Annotated in this window: 15 protein-coding genes and 1 tRNA gene; 8 read left to right on the top strand and 8 right to left on the bottom strand. The window is 63.3% G+C overall.

Features of this window, described 5'->3' with window-relative positions:
* Positions 1-3: 3 nt before the first annotated feature.
* A complete protein-coding gene (locus tag IEW00_RS03550; protein ID WP_188512941.1) occupies positions 4-1,500 on the top strand; it encodes a DUF4403 family protein in 1,497 nt (498 codons plus the stop codon).
* A 20-nt stretch (positions 1,501-1,520) separates the two neighbouring features.
* Here IEW00_RS03550 and fghA read toward each other — a convergent pair whose 3' ends face one another.
* Together fghA and IEW00_RS03540 are read right to left on the bottom strand one after the other, a co-directional pair.
* Positions 1,521-2,375, bottom strand: a complete 855-nt coding sequence (gene fghA, locus IEW00_RS03545; protein ID WP_188512940.1) for an S-formylglutathione hydrolase — start codon at positions 2,373-2,375, stop codon at positions 1,521-1,523.
* Complete coding sequence (locus IEW00_RS03540; protein ID WP_188512939.1) at positions 2,375-3,487, bottom strand: S-(hydroxymethyl)glutathione dehydrogenase/class III alcohol dehydrogenase; 1,113 nt, start codon at positions 3,485-3,487, stop codon at positions 2,375-2,377. The genes fghA and IEW00_RS03540 overlap by 1 nt, the downstream gene beginning before the upstream one ends.
* A 274-nt stretch (positions 3,488-3,761) precedes the next feature.
* On the opposite strand from IEW00_RS03540, the gene IEW00_RS03535 reads away from it, so the two are divergent.
* The gene (locus IEW00_RS03535) at positions 3,762-5,786 is read left to right on the top strand and encodes a GAF domain-containing hybrid sensor histidine kinase/response regulator (RefSeq protein ID WP_188512938.1); all 2,025 of its coding nucleotides are present in this window, start codon (positions 3,762-3,764) and stop codon (positions 5,784-5,786) included.
* Between the two features lie 38 nt (positions 5,787-5,824).
* On the opposite strand, the gene IEW00_RS03530 is transcribed toward IEW00_RS03535, so the two are convergent.
* Complete coding sequence (locus IEW00_RS03530) at positions 5,825-8,089, bottom strand: NADP-dependent malic enzyme (RefSeq protein WP_188512937.1); 2,265 nt, start codon at positions 8,087-8,089, stop codon at positions 5,825-5,827.
* A gap of 308 nt (positions 8,090-8,397) precedes the next feature.
* Here IEW00_RS03530 and IEW00_RS03525 point away from each other — a divergent pair, with 308 nt between their 5' ends.
* From IEW00_RS03525 to IEW00_RS03515, 3 genes are all read left to right on the top strand, one after another.
* A complete protein-coding gene (locus IEW00_RS03525) occupies positions 8,398-9,177 on the top strand; it encodes an enoyl-CoA hydratase (protein ID WP_188512936.1) in 780 nt (259 codons plus the stop codon).
* 130 nt (positions 9,178-9,307) lie between these two features.
* Positions 9,308-10,462, top strand: a complete 1,155-nt coding sequence (locus IEW00_RS03520) for an acyl-CoA dehydrogenase family protein (protein ID WP_188512935.1) — start codon at positions 9,308-9,310, stop codon at positions 10,460-10,462.
* Between the two features lie 21 nt (positions 10,463-10,483).
* Positions 10,484-10,918, top strand: a complete 435-nt coding sequence (locus IEW00_RS03515; RefSeq protein ID WP_188512934.1) for an acyl-CoA thioesterase — start codon at positions 10,484-10,486, stop codon at positions 10,916-10,918.
* On the opposite strand, the gene IEW00_RS03510 is transcribed toward IEW00_RS03515, so the two are convergent.
* Entirely contained in the window at positions 10,915-11,496 is a 582-nt protein-coding gene (locus IEW00_RS03510; protein ID WP_188512933.1) for a YqaA family protein, read from the bottom strand. The two genes, IEW00_RS03515 and IEW00_RS03510, sit on opposite strands and share 4 nt — an antisense overlap.
* A gap of 212 nt (positions 11,497-11,708) precedes the next feature.
* Entirely contained in the window at positions 11,709-12,083 is a 375-nt protein-coding gene (locus IEW00_RS03505; RefSeq protein ID WP_188512932.1) for a PRC-barrel domain-containing protein, read from the bottom strand.
* 283 nt (positions 12,084-12,366) lie between these two features.
* Here IEW00_RS03505 and IEW00_RS03500 point away from each other — a divergent pair, with 283 nt between their 5' ends.
* Positions 12,367-14,190 (top strand): cyclic nucleotide-binding and patatin-like phospholipase domain-containing protein, encoded by a 1,824-nt coding sequence (locus IEW00_RS03500; RefSeq protein WP_188512931.1) that lies wholly within the window; start codon positions 12,367-12,369, stop codon positions 14,188-14,190.
* A 23-nt stretch (positions 14,191-14,213) separates the two neighbouring features.
* Here IEW00_RS03500 and IEW00_RS03495 read toward each other — a convergent pair whose 3' ends face one another.
* On the bottom strand, positions 14,214-14,717 hold the full coding sequence (locus IEW00_RS03495) for a DNA-deoxyinosine glycosylase (protein WP_188512930.1): 504 nt from the start codon (positions 14,715-14,717) through the stop codon (positions 14,214-14,216).
* Between the two features lie 109 nt (positions 14,718-14,826).
* Positions 14,827-14,900, bottom strand: a tRNA-Gln gene (locus IEW00_RS03490).
* A 403-nt stretch (positions 14,901-15,303) separates the two neighbouring features.
* On the opposite strand from IEW00_RS03490, the gene IEW00_RS03485 reads away from it, so the two are divergent.
* Entirely contained in the window at positions 15,304-16,347 is a 1,044-nt protein-coding gene (locus IEW00_RS03485) for a Ppx/GppA phosphatase family protein (RefSeq protein WP_188512929.1), read from the top strand.
* Positions 16,344-17,150, top strand: coding sequence for an RlmE family RNA methyltransferase (locus IEW00_RS03480; protein ID WP_188512928.1), 807 nt, complete (start codon positions 16,344-16,346; stop codon positions 17,148-17,150). The genes IEW00_RS03485 and IEW00_RS03480 overlap by 4 nt, the downstream gene beginning before the upstream one ends.
* Positions 17,151-17,233: 83 nt before the next feature.
* Here the strand turns inward: IEW00_RS03480 and IEW00_RS03475 are convergent, their stop codons facing one another.
* Positions 17,234-20,014: a TonB-dependent receptor gene (locus tag IEW00_RS03475; protein WP_188512927.1), complete on the bottom strand. Its 2,781-nt coding sequence runs from the start codon at positions 20,012-20,014 to the stop codon at positions 17,234-17,236.
* Positions 20,015-20,058: the final 44 nt, after the last annotated feature.

The following is a 20,058-nucleotide window of genomic DNA, read 5'->3' as shown; positions in this document are numbered from 1 at the left end:
GCGATGGCGCGGGTGTCTCGGCGCAAGGCGGGGCTGGGAATCGTCTTGGTCGTTGTTGTACTCGCAACGACCTTACTGCTCACCTATTGCGGGGGGTGGGATAACAAGGGCCGCCCACCGCGCACCGACGACCGCATCGAGGTCCAGCCTTCGCCGTCGTTGGTCACCGTGCCGGTAGAGGCCGAATTGGGTGACCTGGCCCGTGCGATGGAGCGGCTCTTGCCGCGTGTGTTGTGGCAGATCAACGAGGCTGATCAGGTCTGCATCGACAGCCAGGGCGTGGATCTGGGCATCGCCACGGTCAAGACGCCCAAGATCAAGTGCAACATCGTTGGCGAGGTGACACGCGGCCCGATCACTGTGGGCGGCTCGGGCCAGGAGCTGCGCTTTTCCTTTCCGCTCACCGCCGTGATCCATGCCGAAGATATTGGCGGCATCCTGAAGCGCGAGACCGCCACCGCCACGGCCATGGCGCATACCGCGATCAGGCTGGATCTGGATACCGACTGGACGCCGCGCGGCAGGGTTGCGCTCAGCTATGATTGGGTCAGCGAGCCGCATGTCGAGTTTCTCGGCCAGAGGATCGACCTGACCGGTCCCGCCGAGCGCGAACTGGCTCCCGTCATCGCCCGGTTGGAGCGCGAACTGCCCGGTGAACTCGGCCGGCTGGGTCTGCAGCGCCAGATCGGTGAGGCCTGGGCCGGCGCGTTCACGTCTGTCGTGCTCAACGAACGCAACCCCCCGGTGTGGATGCGCATTACCCCGCGAGAACTTCAATATGGCGGCTATGAGGTCACCAATGGGCGCCTGCGGCTGCGGTTAGGAATGCGTGCGCTCACCGAAACGTATGTCGGTTCTCGCCCGGCCCCACGCGAGGCCACCAAGCTGCCACCGATGGCGCCGCTCGAAGGCCAGCCTGGTGAACTTTCGTTTTTCCTGCCGGTATTCGCCGATTACCGCGAACTCGAGCCGGTGCTGATGCGCGCGCTTCAGCGTCGTTCGGCCCGTCCATTCGATGTTCCCGGCCTCAACCCGGTCTATGCCCGGTTCAAATCGGCGGAAATCTATGGCACCGAAAGAGGACGCATCGCAGTAGGGCTGACCTTTTCGGCGCAGGAGCAAGGCAGCAAGACCCCGACCTCTGGCACCGTTTGGATGACAGGAAAACCGGTCAACGCAGAGGATTCGAGGGAAGTGGGATTCGAGGATTTCGAGGTCACCGGCACCACCGACATGACGGGGGGCGACCTCATCCTCGATCTTGCCAATGCGCCCGGTGTCGCGCAGATGATCGCGGGTCTGCTCGCGCAGAATTTCGAGCGCGATTTTGCCGAACTCATCGGCAAGGTCGATACCGCGATCGCAACCCAGCGCACTGGCGACGTCATTATCCATGCCAACCTGAGGCGCGCGCGCACCGGCCAGTTGCAGGCAGCAGGTGCTGGACTTTTCCTGCCCGTCTGGGCCAGCGGTACCGCATCTGTCACCATCGCGCGCTGATCACGGCACATAGACCGGGGTTACCCCGCAGCGAGCCGCTCGGCGTGCCAGCGCAGATGGTCTTCCATGAAGGTCGAGATGAAATAATAGCTGTGGTCATAACCCGGCTGCATCCGCAGCGTCAGCGCGATCCCTGCCTTCTCGCACGCCTCGGCCAGCAGATGCGGCTTCAGCTGGTCCTCGAGAAAATTGTCAGCCTCCCCCTGATCGACCAGCAGATCGGCAATGCGCGCGCCATCCTCGATCAAGGCTACCGTATCGTGCTGACGCCAGGCCGCACGATCTTCGCCCAGATATCCGCCCAGCGCCTTGTGGCCCCAGGGAACCTGCGACGGCGCTGCGATCGGCGCGAACGCCGAGACCGCCTTGAACCGGTCAGGATGTCGCAATCCGATGGTCAGCGCGCCATGGCCGCCCATCGAATGCCCCATGATCGACTGGCGCATCATGTCTGCGGGGAAGCAGTCACCGATGATCTCGGGCAGTTCCTGCGTGATGTAGCTCCACATCCGGTAATTCTTGGCAAAAGGCTCTTGCGTCGCATCGACATAGAAGCCAGCCCCCAGCCCAAAATCATACGCGCCGTCGGGATCATCGGGCACACCCTCGCCGCGCGGGCTGGTATCGGGCGCGACGAAGATCAGCCCGAGCTCGGCGCAGGCGCGACGAAACTCGCCCTTTTCGGTAACGTTGGCGTGGGTGCAGGTGAGGCCCGAGAGGTACCACACCACCGGCATCGTCTGATCGGTTGCGCAATCGGGGACGAACACCGAAAAGGTCATGTCGGTACCGGTCGTCTCGGAGGCGTGACGCAGCACCGCCTGCTCGCCGCCAAAGCATTTGACCGACGACAGCGTTTCCACCGGGACCGCCATCAGAACACCACCACGGAACGGATCGACTTGCCCGCATGCATCAGGTCGAACGCGGTGTTGATCTCTTCCAGCCCCATCACATGGGTGATCATCGGGTCGATCTCGATCTTGCCGGTCATGTACATGTCGACGATCTTGGGCACATCGGTGCGGCCCTTGGCGCCGCCGAACGCGGTTCCGCGCCAGTTGCGTCCGGTGACCAGTTGGAACGGCCGCGTGGCGATTTCCTTGCCCGCTTCGGCCACGCCGATGATGATGCTGGTTCCCCAGCCGCGATGGCACGCCTCGAGCGCGGTGCGCATCACCTCGGTGTTGCCGGTGGCATCGAAGGTGTAGTCCGCGCCGCCATCGGTCATTTCGACGATCCTGGCGACGACATCCTCGCGGCTCATCCCCTTCGAGTTGAGGAAATCGGTCATTCCGAACTTGCGGCCCCATTCCTCGCGATCGGGGTTGATATCGACCCCGATGATCCTGTCCGCGCCCGCCATCCGCGCGCCCTGCAGCACGTTGAGGCCGATGCCGCCCAGCCCGAAGACGACGATGTTGTCGCCGACCTGGACCTTGGCGGTGTTGATCACCGCGCCGACGCCCGTCGTCACGCCGCAGCCTATATAGCAGGCGGGCTGGAACGGCGCGTCCTCACGGATCTTGGCGACCGCGATCTCGGGGAGCACCGTGAAGTTGCTGAACGTCGAGCAGCCCATGTAATGATAGATGGTCTGGCCCTTGTAGCTGAAACGGCTGGTGCCATCGGGCATCAAGCCCTTGCCCTGCGTCGCGCGGATCGCGGTGCACAGGTTGGTCTTGCCGCTGAGGCAGCTTTTGCACTGGCGGCATTCCGGCGTGTAGAGCGGGATCACGTGATCGCCAGGCTTGACCGAGGTTACGCCTGCGCCAACTTCGCGCACGATGCCTGCACCTTCATGCCCCAGCACGCTGGGGAACAACCCCTCGCTGTCGAGCCCGTCGAGCGTATAGGCATCGGTGTGGCAGATGCCCGTCGCCATGATTTCGACCAGGACTTCGCCGGCCTTGGGGCCTTCCAGGTCGAGTTCGACGATTTCGAGCGGCTTCTTCGCTTCAAAGGCAACGGCGGCGCGGGTTTTCATGAAGGCAGGCTTTCGTGATGGGGAAGGTATCTGCCTGGAGCTCTAGCATCGCTGAGCAAGCGCGTTAAGGCGCAAGTTCGCGCAAGGCTTACGGCGAGCCCGGCGGAGCGGCCTCGGTCACGGTCAGCACTGCCAGCGACACAGGTTGCGTCACTTGGACGCGACGCATTGAAAGTGCGACAAAAACCGGGGTCATGCTGGCTTTGGCAAGGCTTGGGCCTATATACACTCACAACCGGCGGGCAGGACCACCGCCAGACAACCGGACAGGCGCATGCTGCTCAATCTTGGCACTACCATCTTCAGGGGCGATGATGACGCCGCGCGGGTCGGCGCGCTGCGCGCCTATCAGCTTGGCCCTGATGATACCGACAACGCGCTGTATGCCGATCTGGTTGCCATCGCCCAAACATTGGCTGGCTGCGAAACGGCATTCATCTCGATCGTCGAGGAAGATCAGCAATGGTTCAAGGCCTCGCGCGGCCTCGCGCTTGCTCATGCGCCTCGGTCGATCGCGTTCTGCGACCACGCGATCCGCTCGCCCGAAGTCATGGTGGTGCTCGATGCCGCCGCCGACCCTCGCTTTGCTGACAATCCGCTGGTCACCGGGCCGCCGAACATCCGGTTCTACGCCGGTGCACCCATCATCAATGGCGACGGCTTTGCCCTGGGCACGCTATGCCTATCGGACAGCACCCCGCGCGAACGGTTCGATGAGGCGCCGCTGCTTGCATCGCTGGCGCGGCAGGTGTCGGCTTTGTTCGAGTTGCGCAAGCAACTGATCCACCAGCAACTGGCCGCCGATCTGGCCGCCGACCAGCGCGACCGGTTGTGGGACTCGTCGCTCGACATGATGCTGATCACCACCACCGATGGTGCGCTGGTGGCAGGAAACCCGGCCTGGGAAAGAGCGTTCGGCCCGGTGCCCACCGATGGCACCGCGCATGTCAGCGACTATTTTGTCGATCACGCCACCAGCCAGATCATCGAACTTTCCAGCGGCCAGAGCGAAGTCCAGGCCGAGCGCGAAATGCGCGGCGCTGACGGGCAGACGATCTATGCCAGCTGGAGCCTGGCGCGCGAGGGTGACCTGATCTTCGGCATCGCCCGGGATATCACCCGCACCCGCGCTGCCGAAGCGCAGCTGGCGCAGGTCCAGCGGGTCGAATCGATCGGCCAGTTGACCGGCGGGATCGCGCACGACTTCAACAACCTGCTGACGATCATTTCGGGCAACCTCGATATCGCGCAGAAGCGGATCACCGCCGGTCAGATCGATCGCGCCGAGCTTGCGATCGCCAATGCTCGCGATGGAGCCACCCGCGCCGCGAACCTGACCCAGCGGCTGCTGGCCTATGCCCGCCGCCAATCGCTGACCCCGACGCGAATCAAACCTGCAGACCTGATCCGCGATCTGGTGCCGCTTGCATCGCAGGCTTTGGACGAGCGCCACCAACTCAATGTCGAATGCCCCGATAGCCTGTGGCCGATCACCGTCGATGCCAGCCAGCTGGAAAACGCACTGCTCAATCTGGTGGTCAACGCGCGCGATGCGATGGAAGGTCGCGGGGAAATTACCATCCATGCGGTCAACGCCGAGCGGACCGCGATGGATGCCGATGACGGACACGATGCCCCGCCCGGCCGCTATGTCCGCTTCTGCGTCAACGACACCGGCAGCGGGATCGCCCCCGAGGTGGTCAAGCACATCTTCGAGCCGTTTTTCACCACCAAGGATATCGGCAAGGGCACCGGTCTGGGTCTTAGCCAGGTCCAGGGTTTCGTCGCGCAATCGGGCGGGTTTGTAACGCTGGATACCGCGCCGGGCGAAGGCACCACGGTCATCCTGTGGCTACCGGTTGCCGAAGACACACCCGCAGATCGCGCCGATGGAGACGTATCGGGCAGCGCCGAGCCTGCGTGCCAAGAGGATTGCACCATCCTGCTGGCCGAGGACAATGCGGCATTGCGCGCGCACGTGTGCGATGTGTTGCAGGAGGCAGGCTTTAAGGTGATCGAGGCCGAGGACGGCCAGGCCGCGCTCGACCGGGTCGCCGCCAGCGGTGTCCGGCCCGATCTGCTGCTGAGCGACGTTACCATGCCGCGGATGGACGGCAGGACGCTGGCCGCCGAGGTCCGCAAGGCGTGGCCTGAGCTGCCAATCGTGCTGATGACCGGCTATGCCGGTGGCACGCTGACCAGCGATTGCCCGCACAACCTGCTGATCACCAAACCGTTTGCGCCCGACGATCTGGTCGCGTTGATCCGTAAGACGCTGGCCGCCGCGCCGACCAACTGATCGGCGCGGCTGTATATCGTTAGCAAACGCTGGCGGTGTCAGCCCACCACGCCAGCCGAAGCCAGTAACGCCAGCGTCAGCAGGTCGCCTGCGGTCGATGACATCGCGGCGATCTGCACCGGCTTTTCCATGCCGATCAGCATCGGCCCGATCATCGCATCACCGCCCAGTTCGCGCAGCAATTTGGCTGACAGGTTGGCCGACTGCAGTCCGGGCATGATCAGCACGTTGGCCGGGGCCGACAGGCGGCAGAACGGATAGTTGGCCATCAACTTAGGGTTGAGCGCAACATCGGGCGACATCTCGCCTTCATATTCGAAGTTGACGCCTTTCTGGTCGAGGATGGTCACCGCGCCGCGGATGTTGTCCAGCCAGCGGCCCGATGGATTGCCGAAATTCGAATAGGACAGAAACGCAACGCGCGGTTCGTGGCCCAGTCGCCGTGCGACATGAGCAGTATTCTCCGCGATGCAGGCCAGTTCCTCGGCATCGGGACGTTCGTTCACCGTGGTATCGGCGAGGAACACGGTGTGGCTCTTGCCGACCATCACATGGATGCCAAACGGGGTTTCGCCGGGCTTGGGATCGAGCACGCGGCGGATCTCGCGCATCGACTGGCCGAAGGTGCGGGTGATGCCGGTGAGCATCGCGTCCGCCTCGCCCAGATGCAGCAGCGCTGATCCGAAGATGTTGCGGTCCTGGTTGACCATGCGCTTGACATCGCGCTTGAGGTAGCCGCGCCGCTGCAGCCGTTCGTACAGCACATCGACCATGCGTGGCACCAAAGGCGAGTTGACCGAATTGTGAACCTCGAAGGCCATCGGATCATCGACCGCGAGTTCCTTGAGCTTGTCGCGCACCCGCTGTTCGCGCCCGACCAGCACCGGGGTGCCATAGCCGCCATCGCGGAACTGGATCGCGGCACGCAGCACCACTTCCTCTTCGGCCTCGGCAAACACCACGCGCTTGGGGTTGGCGCGCGCATCGCTGTACACCTGGGTCAGCACCGCCGTGGTCGGGTTGAGCCTGCTCTTGAGCGAATGACGATAGGCCGCCATGTCCTCGATCGGCTTTTGCGCAACGCCGGTATCCATCGCCGCCTGCGCCACCGCTGCCGAGACCCGCTCCATCAGACGCGGATCGAACGGTGCAGGGATGATGTAATCGACGCCGAATTTCTGGGTCGCGCCGCCATAGGCTGCGGCGACCTCTTCGGGCACCTGTTCGCGCGCCAGTTCGGCGATTGCCCTGGCCGCCGCGATCTTCATCTCCTCGTTGATCGCGGTCGCGCGCACATCGAGCGCGCCACGGAAAATGAACGGGAAGCCCAGCACGTTGTTGACCTGGTTGGGATAATCCGACCTGCCGGTAGCGATGATCGCATCGGGGCGCGCCGCCTTGGCAGCGGGCGGGGTGATTTCAGGATCGGGATTGGCCATCGCGAAGATGATTGGCTGCGGCGCCATCTTCATCACCATCTCGGGTTGCAAGGCGCCTGCGGCCGAGAGCCCCAGGAAGATGTCCGCCCCGTCGAGCGCCTCTTCGAGCGTCCGCCGGTCGGTCTTCGCGGCATGCGCGGACTTCCACTGGTCCAGATCGTCGCGGCCCTGATAGATCACGCCCGAACGATCGCACATCAGCACGTTGTCGTGGCGCACGCCCATCGCCTTGATCAGCTCGGTGCAGGCGATCGCTGCTGCTCCGGCGCCATTGACCACCATCTTCACATCGGCAAAATCGCGGCCCGTCAGGTAGCACGCGTTAAGCAGGCCAGCCGCCGAAATGATCGCGGTACCATGCTGGTCATCGTGCATCACCGGGATGTTCATCCGCTCCTTAAGCGCCTGCTCGATGATGAAGCACGCGGGCGCGCCGATGTCTTCGAGGTTGATCCCCCCAAAGGTGGGCTCGAGCAGTTCGACGCACTCGATGAAGCGCTGGACGTCCTCGGTGTTCACCTCGATATCGATCGAATCGACATCGGCGAAGCGCTTGAACAGCACCGCCTTGCCCTCCATCACCGGCTTGGAGGCGAGAGCGCCCAGATTGCCGAGGCCCAGGATCGCCGAGCCGTTGGAGATGACTGCGACCAGATTGCCCTTGGCGGTGTAATCATACGCCTTGGAAGGGTCTTCGGCGATCGCGCGGACAGGAACTGCAACGCCGGGCGAATAGGCGAGGCTGAGGTCACGCTGGGTTGCCATCGGCTTGGAGGCGATGATCTCGATCTTGCCCGGACGCCCTGAAGAGTGAAAAAACAGCGCCTCGCGCTCGGTGAACTGGACGTTTGTTTTTTCGGTCATCGACAGGCCCTTATCTGGCGGTCGCCCGCCGACGCCCGCTGGTGAATTTCGTGGTGTTGTTGCCGGTTACCGGCCAGATTGTTTGAAGACGCCCCGGATGCAATCCATAGCCTTGGCGGGCGGACTTGGGCAAGCTTTTGCGCCGTTTTATGTTGCGCAGCATCCTCGCCCCAGCGACCGGCGCCCGCAATCGCTTGGGCTTACGGCCTTATCCGGCGGCGCGGGGCGCGTAGCGGCTGTAGTGAGAGAGCCTTGCCGATGCAGGATGCGCCCGATAGCCTGAGCGTGTTGCTAAATGAGGATTGCATATGCCGTTGATTTTGACTGAGATCGCAGACGGCGTAGCCGTCGTCACGCTCAACCGTCCCGAAGCGATGAACGCGCTGTCCGCTGCTTTGCGCGCCGAGCTGGCCGACGCGATGCGCGCGGTTGCCGATGATGACCGGGTCCGCGCGGTGGTGCTGACCGGCGCGGGAACACGCGCCTTTACCGCCGGGCTTGACCTCAAGGAGCTGGGCGCCAGCACTGCCGGACTGGGTGCGGCCAACGCCACCGATCCACGCGACAATCCGGTCAAGGCGGTGGAACAGTGTGCCAAGCCGGTGATCGGCGCGATCAACGGGGTCGCGATTACCGGCGGGTTCGAACTCGCCTTGGCGTGCGACGTGCTGATCGCGTCCGACAACGCGCGTTTTGCCGATACCCATGCCCGTGTCGGCATCATGCCGGGCTGGGGGTTGTCGCAGAAGCTGCCGCGGATGATCGGCCTGTCCCGCGCCAAGGAATTGTCGCTCACCGGCAATTTCCTCGATGCTGCAACCGCCGAGCGCTGGGGGCTGGTGAACCGCGTGGTGGCGGCTGATGCGCTATTGCCCGAAGCGATCGCATTGGCGCACGATATGGCCGGCATCGATCCGGTGATGGTCGCCGCCTACAAATCCCTGATCGACGATGGATATGACCTGCCCCTTGCCAATGCGCTGGCATTGGAAGCAGAACGGTCGGCCGCTGCCAACGGCCAGGTTTCGCCCGATGCGGTCGAGCAGGCGCGGATCGCGGTGATGGCGCGGGGGCGCGATCAGGCTTGAACAGGGCAACCAGTGCAATGTTAACCGATCGATTAAATAGCGATTGACGTTCACGTCAACGCGGCGCTAGACCTTGTGAGGTGCTGCGCGGCATGAATCGCGCGCAAAAAGATGAACCGGAGAGATGCCCATGTCGCTCGATGCCCTTGCACGTACTGCGTATAACGAAGATCACCAGGCTTTCCGCCAGACGGTCCGCCGCTTCATGCAGGAAGAGGTCGCCCCCAATGCGGCCAAGTGGGACGACGACAAGATTGTTCCACGTGAAATCTGGCCCAAGGCGGGCGAGCTTGGCATGCTGTGCCCCACCGTGCCCGAAGAATATGGCGGCCTGGGTCTCGATTTCGGCTACAACGCCATCGTCAATGAGGAAGCGGCCTATTTCGGTGGCTCGCCGCTCGGCTTCTCGCTGCAGTCGGATATCGTGGTCAACTATCTCGTCCAGTACGGTTCCGAAGAGCAGAAGCAAAAGTGGTTGCCGCGTCTGGTTTCGGGCGAGACAATCACCGCAATCGCGATGACCGAGCCGGGCACGGGCTCTGACCTTCAGGGCATCCGCACCACCGCGAAGAAGGATGGCAACCACTATGTCATCAACGGATCGAAGACCTATATCACCAACGGCCAGAACGCCGACCTGATCCTGGTCTGCGCCAAGACCGATACCGAGGTTCAGCCCGCCTGGAAGGGCGTGTCGATCATCCTCGTCGAAGGCGACCGCGAAGGCTTTGCCCGTGGCCGCAACCTCGACAAGATCGGCCAGGATGCCGCCGATACCTCGGAGCTGTTCTTCAACGACGTGCGCGTGCCCATGACCAACTGCCTGGGTGAAGAGGGCAAGGGCTTCATCTATCTGATGAGCGAACTGCCCCAGGAGCGCCTGTCGATCGCCGTCAGCGCGCAGGCCTCTGCACAAAAGGCGTATGACGACACCGTCGAATTCGTGAAGGACCGCAAGGCCTTCGGCAAGACGGTGTTCGATTTCCAGAACACCCGCTTCGTGCTCGCCGATCTCAAGACCAAGCTGCAGGTCGGATGGGCGCATCTCGACTGGGCGCTCAACCGTCACGCGACCAAGGAACTGACCGCTGTGGAAGGCGCTGCCGCCAAATTGTGGCACACCGAACTGCAGTGGGAGGTCATGGACAAGTGCCTGCAGCTGCACGGCGGCGCCGGTTACATGAACGAATATCCGATCGCCCGGGCCTGGCGCGGTGCGCGCGTCACGCGCATCTTTGGCGGCACCAGCGAAATCATGAAGGAGCTGATCGGTCGTTCTCTTTAAGGGCGGACCGGAACCTACCCTATGCCCAAATCAGAAGCCTGGCAGCGCGATCCGGAAAGTTATCCGTTCAGCACGGTTACCGAAACGCGCTTCCAGGATCTGGACCCGCTCGGCCATATCAACAATGTCGCGATGGCGGCCTTGTTTGAAAATGGCCGGGTGCGGTTCAACCGCAATCTGGGGCTGGAACGCCGTCAGCCTGGCGAGCGCTGGCTGATTGCCTCGGTTTCGATCGATTACGTCGCCGAGGCGCATTTTCCCGATCCGGTCGAAGTCATGAGCGGCATCGGGCGCGTGGGAACATCAAGCTGGGACATCTTTTCCGCAGCGTTTCAGGGCGGGGCGTGCGTCGCCACCTGCGTGTCGACCCTGGTGCTCACCGACAAGACCGGATCGATACCGATCCCTGATCCTCTGCGTCAACGATACCAGGAGCTGATGGTCCGTCGCGGTTAAAGGACGAATTTCAGCGCGACGAAACCGCCGACGAACAGCACTCCAACCACCGAGGTTGCCAGCGCGAAATGCCGGTCGATCCAGTCCTGCATCGGCTGGCCGAATTTCCACAGCAGCGCCCCGACGAGGAAAAACCGCGCCGAGCGCGCCACAATCGAGGCTGCGATCAGCACATACAACGGCATCGCGGTCGCGCCAGCCGCAATGGTGATCACCTTGAACGGCAGCGGAGTAAATCCCGCCAGCAAGACGATCAGCCATCCCTGCTCGTTGAACGAGGCCTTGAACGCCTCGAACTTGTCGCCCAGCCCATAAAAATCGAGAATCGCAGCGCCGATTGTCTCGAACAGGAAAAAGCCGATCGCATAGCCCAGCAGCGCGCCCAGCACCGAGGCTACGGTGCAGATCAGCGCATACTGAAACGCGCGCTGCGGGCGCGCGAGGCACATCGGCGCCAGCATGACATCAGGCGGGATCGGGAAGAAGCTCGATTCAATGAAGCTGATCGCGGCGAGCCAGTAAGGCGCCTTTTCGTGCGCCGCCTTGGCGAGCGTCCAGTGATAAAGCCGTTTGAGCATCGACGAACCAACCTTGCAAAAAGGAGCGCTGCCATCTGCGGATGCAGACGGCGGACAGGGCGCCGCGCCGCTTATGACCAGCGCCGCCTTGAACGCAAGGCCTTTGCTGCCGGTGCATTCTGGCGACCGACCACGCCCACCATGACGAAGCCGGGCCGGAAAGCGTGTGCTCCCCGGCCCGGTTTTAATCTATGTGACGATCTGTCTGAGGATCACCAGTAAGGTTTAACCGCCCAATAGTCATAGACGCTGGTCTGATATTCCGGGTTGGTCGCGCGGTCGCGATCCGAATCCGAGAAGCTGGGGGCGTCCTTGAGTTGGTCTGCGGTCACGTTGACCAGATAGCCGCCGAGTTCGGTTTCATAGCTGAGCTTCGACCAGGGCAGGCTGTGCAGTTCGCTGCCGATGCCTAGGAAGCCGCCGACCGAGATGATGACGTCGGTAACGCGGCCTTCGCTCTTGCTGATCAGCATGTTGGTGACTGTACCGATCTTCTCACGGTCGCTGCCATAGACTGCGGTACCATCGACCTGATCGCTGGAAATCGATTCGTTGCCGCGTGCGAGTGTGGAATCGTGCGTGTTCATAGGAATGATCCTTCTGCATGTCCGCCTGTCGCCTCGCCCGGATCTGGCCGGTGTAGAAGCGTGCTGACCGAGCCAAGAGGCGGTTTGGGGGCGGCCCGGCCAGCCCCCCACCAAAGGTTGAAACACGAAACGGTTGCTCGGCTGATCGCAAAGCAAGAGAACCCTGCCGATGGGCTTCTGTTTTGACAGCCACTGCGCTAAACCCACAACGTCACCGAGACGCCAAGTGCCAGCAAGTGCGGCGATATCGCCTCAGCACATCTGCAACCAGACAGGGGTGGGAATGGGGGAGGCTGACGAACTCAACGCAGATGGACCGCTGCGCGACTGGATGCAGTCGGGCCTGTTCGCCAATGTCGATCAGGCTGCGATCGATGCGCTGAGCCGCCAGGCCCGGCGCCATGACGTCGCCGCGGGCGCGACGCTAGTCAGGCAAGGCGATACCGCCGATACGCTTTACTTTCTCGAAACCGGCCGCCTCAGGGTGCTCATCGAAACCCCGGCGGGCAGCAAGGCAGTGGCGCAGATTGAGGCGGGCGAACCGGTAGGCGAGCTGGCCTTTTTCGGCGGCGGCACCCGCACCGCGACGCTACAGGCCAGCCGCGACAGTGTCGTGATGGCGCTCGACCGGGCCTGCTATGACGCCGTGGTAGCCGCCTATCCGCAGCTTGTCCCCGCGATCCTCACCGCGGTAACCCAAAGGCTCGCTGCCGTCACCGCCAAGACCCCGCCGATGGAGGCGCGGCTGCCGCGTGTCATCGCGGTGGTTCCTTGCGGCAGCAGCCGTATCGACCCGGCGTTGCTCGATCGGCTTGCCAACGCCATCCGCCGGACGATCCCCGATGACCGTCATGTCATGCTGGTGCGCGAGAGCAATGCGCCCCCCGGGGCTGCAAGCGCCTATCAGGCGTGGCTGCGCGAGCAGGAGGCCCGGCGCGGGTATCTGCTGATCGATGCCAGTGGAGACCCCGAATGGGGCGCGCTGGTCTGCCGCAATGCCGACGGGCTGCTGATGATCGCTGATTCCACCGCAGCCAGCGCGCTCACCCCACTCGAAATCGCCGGTTGCGCCGCGATTGAACCGCCCAACCGGACGTTGCTGGTGGTACGTGACCGAACCGACCAGACGATCAGCGGAACGGCGACCTGGCTGGCAGGGCGCGATCCGCATCTGCACCACCACGTCGCGCACGACAGCGAGGCAGATTTCGAGCGGGTCGCACGCTTCTTGACCGGCCGCGCGGTCGGACTAGTGCTCGCAGGTGGCGGCGCGCTGGGCTGCGCGCATCTCGGCATCGTCCGCGGCTTGCAGGAGGCTGGCATCCCGATCGATCTGATCGGCGGGACCAGCGCAGGCGCTGCCATGGGCGGCGCGATCGCGCAGGGGCTGACGGTGCCGCGCACGCTCGACCAGATGGAAGCGATGTTCATCGATGCCAAGGCGATGCGCCGCTTCACCGTACCGATCCATTCACTGCTCGATCCTGCGGTGTTCGATGCCGAGCTCGAGCAACGATATGGCAACGCCGACATCGCCGACCAGCCGATCAACTTTTTCGCGATCTCGACCAACCTGTCGACCAACGACCTGCACGTTCACCGGCGCGGGCCGTTATGGCATGCGGTTCGCGCCTCGGGCTCGCTGCCGACGATCCTGCCCCCGTTCATCGACGACCATGGCAATATCCTGGTCGATGGCGGGGTGCTGGACAATGTGCCGGTCGTGACCATGCGCGCGCTCAAATCTGGCCCCAACATCGTGGTGACATTGGGGGAGGCAGGCCAGACCTGGCGGATCAAGGCGGCGTATCACTCGCTGCGGCGCAGGGGCCAGCTGATTCGCGACCTGTTGCTGCGCCGCAAGTCAGACAGTGATTTCCCGTCGATCGTCGAGATCATGCAGCGATCGATGGTGGTCGCCAGCCGGATTGCCTCGCGATCGATGCTGCGCGATGGCGATATCCTGCTCAGCCCGCCGATCGTCCAGGGTATGCAAATTCTCGACTGGCATCTGGGCCGCAAGCAGGCCGAAGAGGCTGCGCGCTATGTGGCAAACGAGGTTGCGGCAAATTCCGCGCTTGCAGCCTTGCAGTCGCCCGAACGCTAAGCGCAGCGCCCCGCATCAGCTATTCACGCAACCGGTGGCGCCAGATACGCCGCCAGCGCCTGCCAGCGGTCCGCCTTGGCGGCAAAATTGAGCGTATAGGCTGGGCTGCTCGATGGCAGCGCGAGCAACGGCAGCTCTGATGCTGCCAGTTCGCGCATTGCCAACCGTGCCGCCAGCGCGCCGTTGCACGCCACCGCACGCAGGTCCGGCAGTTCTGTGATCAGCGTGGCGAGCGGGTTGCGAACCGCCTGCTGGATATCGCCATCCAGGCTGGAGGCGCGCCGCGCGGTAGCGATGACGTCCCACAACCCGATCCGGTGCCGTGCCAGCACGCCAAGCCGGTCATCGTACGCCAGCCCCTGCAGCGAATCGCCCGTTACGCGCTCCATCAATCGCCAGAACTGATTTTGCGGGTGCGCATAATATTGCTGCGCCGCCAGCGAACGGTTGCCCGGCAGGCTGCCCAGCACCAGCAAATGGCAGGGCGCGGGAAACACCGGAGGCAATCCGGTGACTAGAGGGGCCATAGCCAGGGTCACCAGGCGCACCGTGCAGCGAATCGCAGCGCGGCACCAGACCGCTCAGCGAAAATCTGCCGATTCCGCAGGCTGGCGGGGGTGATTGCAAGGATGAGGATGGATGCCCCCCGAGGATTCGAACCTCGATTAACGGAGTCAGAGTCCGTGGTCTTACCATTAGACGAAGGGGCAATGGAGCGCCCGCCATTAAGCGTGTCGACAAAACCGGTCAAGACCCAAAACGTACAGATTTGGCGGCATGCTTGCGCGTTTGCCGCAAATTGGCTAACCTTGTCTTCAAGTACCGGCGATGCGTGGGCGTTTTGGCTGCGCGGGAGCACCGGATGAGAAAAAAGAGCAACTTGGCATGGTGGAGCGATCGACACCGTTGCCGCAGGCTGAACCGTTGGCGTCACACTCTGTCGATCCAGAGTCAGCCCCGGGGGAACTGGCGAAACCCGCCATCAGTGGCCGAGACGCGGCAGGACAGCGCAGCACGAAACAGGCCGATCCGGGTCATGGCCTGCCCGGCGGATCCCACAGCAACTCCCACGGCAGCAAACCAACCGGTGGTCGCAGCGCCACGCGCGGCCGGATGGCCGACCGGAGCAGCTGCAACACCCGCCGGGCGTACGCAGCGATCGATCTGGGCACCAACAACTGCAGACTGCTGATCGCCAAACCGGCGGCGGACGGCTTTGTTGTCGTCGATGCGTTTTCACGCGTCGTCCGGCTGGGCGAGGGCCTTGGCCAGTCCGGTCGGCTGAGCGATGCCGCGATGGACCGGGCGGTGGCTGCGCTTTCGATCTGCGCCGACAAATTGCGCCGCCGCCATGTTGCGCTGGCGCGATCGGTCGCGACCGAAGCCTGCCGCAAGGCGAGCAACGGTCCTGATTTCATCGAGCGCGTGCGCCGCGAAACCGGGATCGTACTCGACATCATCACCGCCGAAGAAGAAGCGCGTCTCGCGGTGCTGGGATGCCACATCCTGCTCGAGCCAGGCGATGGCCCCGCGCTGATCTTCGACATCGGCGGGGGCTCGACCGAGCTGGTGCTGGTCGACAGCTCGGGTCCCGTCCCCGATATCCTCGACTGGCTGAGCGTGCCCTGGGGCGTGGTGACACTGACCGAAAGCGAGACTTTCGATCCCGAGGACGCTGCTGCGCGCGATGCGGCCTATCGCCGGATGCGCGAGCGGGTGATGGCGGGCTTTGCACCGTTCGCTGCACGCCTGCCGGTATTGCCCGACGAGGAACGCAGGCTGCTGGGGACCAGCGGCACCGTGACCACGCTGGCCAGCCTGCACCTCGATCTGCCATGCTACAATCGCGATGCCATCGACGGGTTGATCGTTCCGTCGAGCTCGATGCGCGCGATCAGCACAAGGCTGGCCGGGCTCAGCCTCGACCAGCGCCGCGAATTGCCCTGCATCGGCAAGGAACGCGCAGATCTGGTGGTGGCAGGTTGCGCCATCCTCGAAACGATTCTCGATATCTGGCCGGCGGTACGCTTGGGCGTTGCCGATCGCGGCATCCGCGAGGGCATATTGCGCGCACTCATGGGCCGCGATGCGCCGCTGACCTCTGCCCCGGCAGACCCGGCCATTCACGGACACGCAAATCACGGAAACAAGGCATGAGCAGCGGTAACGACGGCAAGAATGGCGGCGGCAAGAGCGGCGGCGATACCTCGGGCAGCGGGGGCGGCAAAAAGGTCCCCGGTTCGAGCGCGCGCAAGCCCGTCGGGCGCTATGGCGATGCGCTGCATCAGCGGGTCAAGACCGCCAAGGGCCGCACCGCCTCGTCCAACCGCTGGCTTTCGCGCCAGCTCAACGACCCGTATGTGCGCAAGGCCAAGGCCGACGGCTATCGCAGCCGCGCCGCCTACAAGCTGGTCGAGCTCGACGAAAAGTTCTCGCTTGTGCGCAGAGCACGCCACATCATCGATCTGGGAATCGCGCCGGGCGGCTGGGCACAGCTAATCCGGAGGATCAACCCCAAGGCGGCGGTCGTGGGCATCGATCTGCTGCCGGTCGATCCGATCGAGGGCGTGACCATCTTCGAGATGGACTTCATGGCCGATGCAGCGCCGGACACATTGATCGAGGCCCTGGGCGCACAACCCGATCTGGTGCTGTCGGACATGGCCGCCAATACCGTCGGCCACAAGCAGACCGACCATCTGCGCACGATGGGCCTGGTCGAGGCCGCCGCGCACTTTGCAGTCGAGCATCTGGCCGAGGGCGGCGCGTTTGTCGCCAAGGTGCTGGCGGGCGGCACGGACAACGAACTGCTCGCCTTGCTCAAGCAGCATTTCAAATCAGTCAAGCACGCCAAACCGCCTGCCAGCCGCAAGGGCAGCAGCGAATGGTATGTCATCGCGCAGGGCCGCAAGCCGCGGGTGGCGGCCCCAGCCAGCGCGAGCGATACCGACGACGTATAGCCTCCGCTCGCAGCTCACAGCAAAAGGCCCCGCTTGCGTCCTGCAAACGGGGCCTTTTTGTTGGGTTGGGTTGGGTTGTCAGATCAGAAGCGGCTGCGCAGCGTCACGCCATAGGTGCGCGGTTCACCCAGAAACGCCGAGAAGATCTGGCGATTGCCTGGGAACTGCGGGTCGACGAAAGGAGCCGAGGTGCCACCAGCCTGGAACGGGCTGTTGAACGCGACCTGGGTGAAGTCTTCGTTGAACAGGTTCTGCGCCCAGAGCTCGATCGCCCACTTCTGGTCGGGTCCGCGCAGGCCGACACGGGCATTGACCATCACGAAGCTGGGCTGCTCCTTTTGCGGGAACAGGTCAGAGCCGGTGTTGAAGCCTTCGGTCACGCGGGTATCGACATAGACAAGACCCGAAAGGCCGCTGTCGCCGATATCCGGGGTCCAGGCCATCGATCCGGTCAGCGTCAGTTCGGGGGCGTTCGACAGATTGTCGCCCGGGAGCAGACGCAGCGCGGGGTCAAGCGGGCTACCATTGCGGTTGCCCACCAGATTGTTGCGATATTTGGTCTGGGCATACGTGACGCCGCCATTGATGGTGAAGTTGCGCGCCGGGTTGATCGATGCCTCAAGCTCGACGCCCTGCGCCACCACGCCATAGGTCGTATCGCCCGGGGCGCAGGCACCGGTCAGCGCGGCATTGGCGTTGAAGTTTGAACCTGCCGGCGACAGATTCTGGTCGCGATCGGCGCCGCCCAGATCGGTCGAGCAGCCATTGACGGTCTGCACCAAGAACACGGTTCCGTTGAACGTGTTGAGCTGGAAATTCTCGAACTGCTGGCGGAAAACAGCAAGGTTCACGGTCAACGGGCCGCTCGAATATTTCACGCCCAGTTCGAAGGCATCGACGATTTCCTGGTCGAACTGCAGGTTGCGGACCAGTGCCTGGGCACCGCCAACCGCAGCGAAGGTTGTGGTGGGAATTGCACCCAGCGGCGCAACGATCGGGCCCTTCAATGCCGAACGGTCTAGGTTGAAGCCACCTGCCTTATAGCCGCGCGAGGCGCTGCCATAGATCAGCAGATCGTCGGTGGCCTTCCACGACAGCACCGCTGTTCCGGTAAACTCGTTCTCGCTGCGGCGATCGTTGATCGACACACCGTCAAGCTCGGCGGTCGAATTGCCCTGGCACGACAGGCCAATAATGCCGCCTGCAACCGCAGCCAGGCCAGGATTGGTCAGAAACGGGGTGAGCGCTGCCTGATTCTGGACGCAGGCAACGTTGTCGTTGCTGAATGTCGCGTTGAAGCGCTTGCGTTCGTTGGTGTAGCGCAGACCCAATGTCAGATCGAGCCGGTCGGTGATGTGCACGATGTTGTGCGTGAAGAACGCATAGTTGCGGCTGTTCTGGAAATACCGGTCGCTGATCGAGCCGCGATTGTTGATCCCGTCAAGCCGGTCGAGCGCACCAAAGATGATGGGAGACGCTGCACCGAACAGTTCCGGGCGCGCCGCGACGCAACCGGGCGACGTCGGCGAATACAGGCCTGCCAGACCGCCGCCAGAGATCAGACGGCAGCTTGCAAAGCGACCATATTGATTGCCGAAGCGCAGGTTGTCGCGAACGGTCAGATCTTCGTCTGCGTAATACGCGCCGACCAGCCAGTCGAGCTTCCCGTCGAACGCCTCGCCCTGCAGCCGCAGTTCCTGGGTAAAGGTCTTGAACTGGCGGAACTGGGCATCCTCGTCGTCACCGCGATAGAGGATATCGACCGCACTGTAATCGATGTCGCCAGCCTGGCTGTTCTTGTATTCGCGGTAGCCGGTGATCGAGGTGAACGACGCGCCGCCCATATCCCAGTTCACCTCAAGCGAAACCCCGCCATCCTTGGTGCTGCCGTTATAGTTGCGGCCGGCGGTAACGTTCGCCTGGCGATTGAAAGGGTTGTTGAACGAATTGAGCGGCTGGCCAAGATCACGCAGCACGTTGATGATGTTGTTGCCGTTGGCCTGGAGCGGGGACACCGGCGTCGACGGGTTGTTGAGGTCGCCGATCAGGGGGTTGAAATCGCGGCCGAGATAAACCGCGCCGCAGCAGCGTTCGTCGCGGTTGGTGTAATCGGCGATGAAGCGGAACGACACGTCGTCGGTCGGCTCCCACAGCAGCTGGCCCTTGACGAAATAACGATTGCGGTTGTTCAGATCGATGTCGTTGGTGACGTCCTGAAGGAACCCATCGCGCCGTTCAAACACGCCATCAACGCGCGCGGCCAGATCCTGGGTGATCGGACCAGTCAGGCCGGCCTGCAGGCGAACATTGTCATAGTTCCCGTAAGTCGCTTCGCCAAAGCCGCCGAATTCGAATTCCGGCCGTTTGGAATAGATCGAGATGATACCGGCAGAGGCGTTGCGGCCAAACAGCGTGCCCTGAGGTCCGCGCAGAACCTCGACCCGCTCGATTTCGCCCAGTTCATTCAGGCCGATGCCCGAACGCGAGCGATACACGCCATCAATGAACACCGCGACCGAGCTTTCGAGACCCGGGTTGTCGCCGACGGTGCCGATGCCGCGGATACGCGCCGAGCCGTTGGCTTCGTTGCCGGTCGACGACACAAGCAGCGAGGGTACGACCTGGTTGAGCTGGCGGATGTCATTGGCGCCGGTATTTTCGAGCGTTTCGGCGTTGACTGCCGACACCGCGACGGGAACATCGGAGAGCAACTGCTCACGGCCCTGCGCGACGACGACGATGGTGTTGCTGTCGTTGATGCCTTCGCCTGCCGCCTCTTGAGCGAGGGCTGGACTGGCCATGGCGACGAGGCCGGCGGAAAGCATGAGGGACACACGGCTGGAATTGCCGAAACGCTTGGGCATATCTCTCTCCTGATATTGGTATTTCCGCGACGGTCATTTTGCCG

The organism is Blastomonas aquatica, from assembly GCF_014639875.1.
GTDB classification, from domain to species: domain Bacteria; phylum Pseudomonadota; class Alphaproteobacteria; order Sphingomonadales; family Sphingomonadaceae; genus Blastomonas; species Blastomonas aquatica.
Note: the sequence above shows the minus strand (reverse complement) of the source record. Positions and strands in the feature narration are given on the sequence as shown.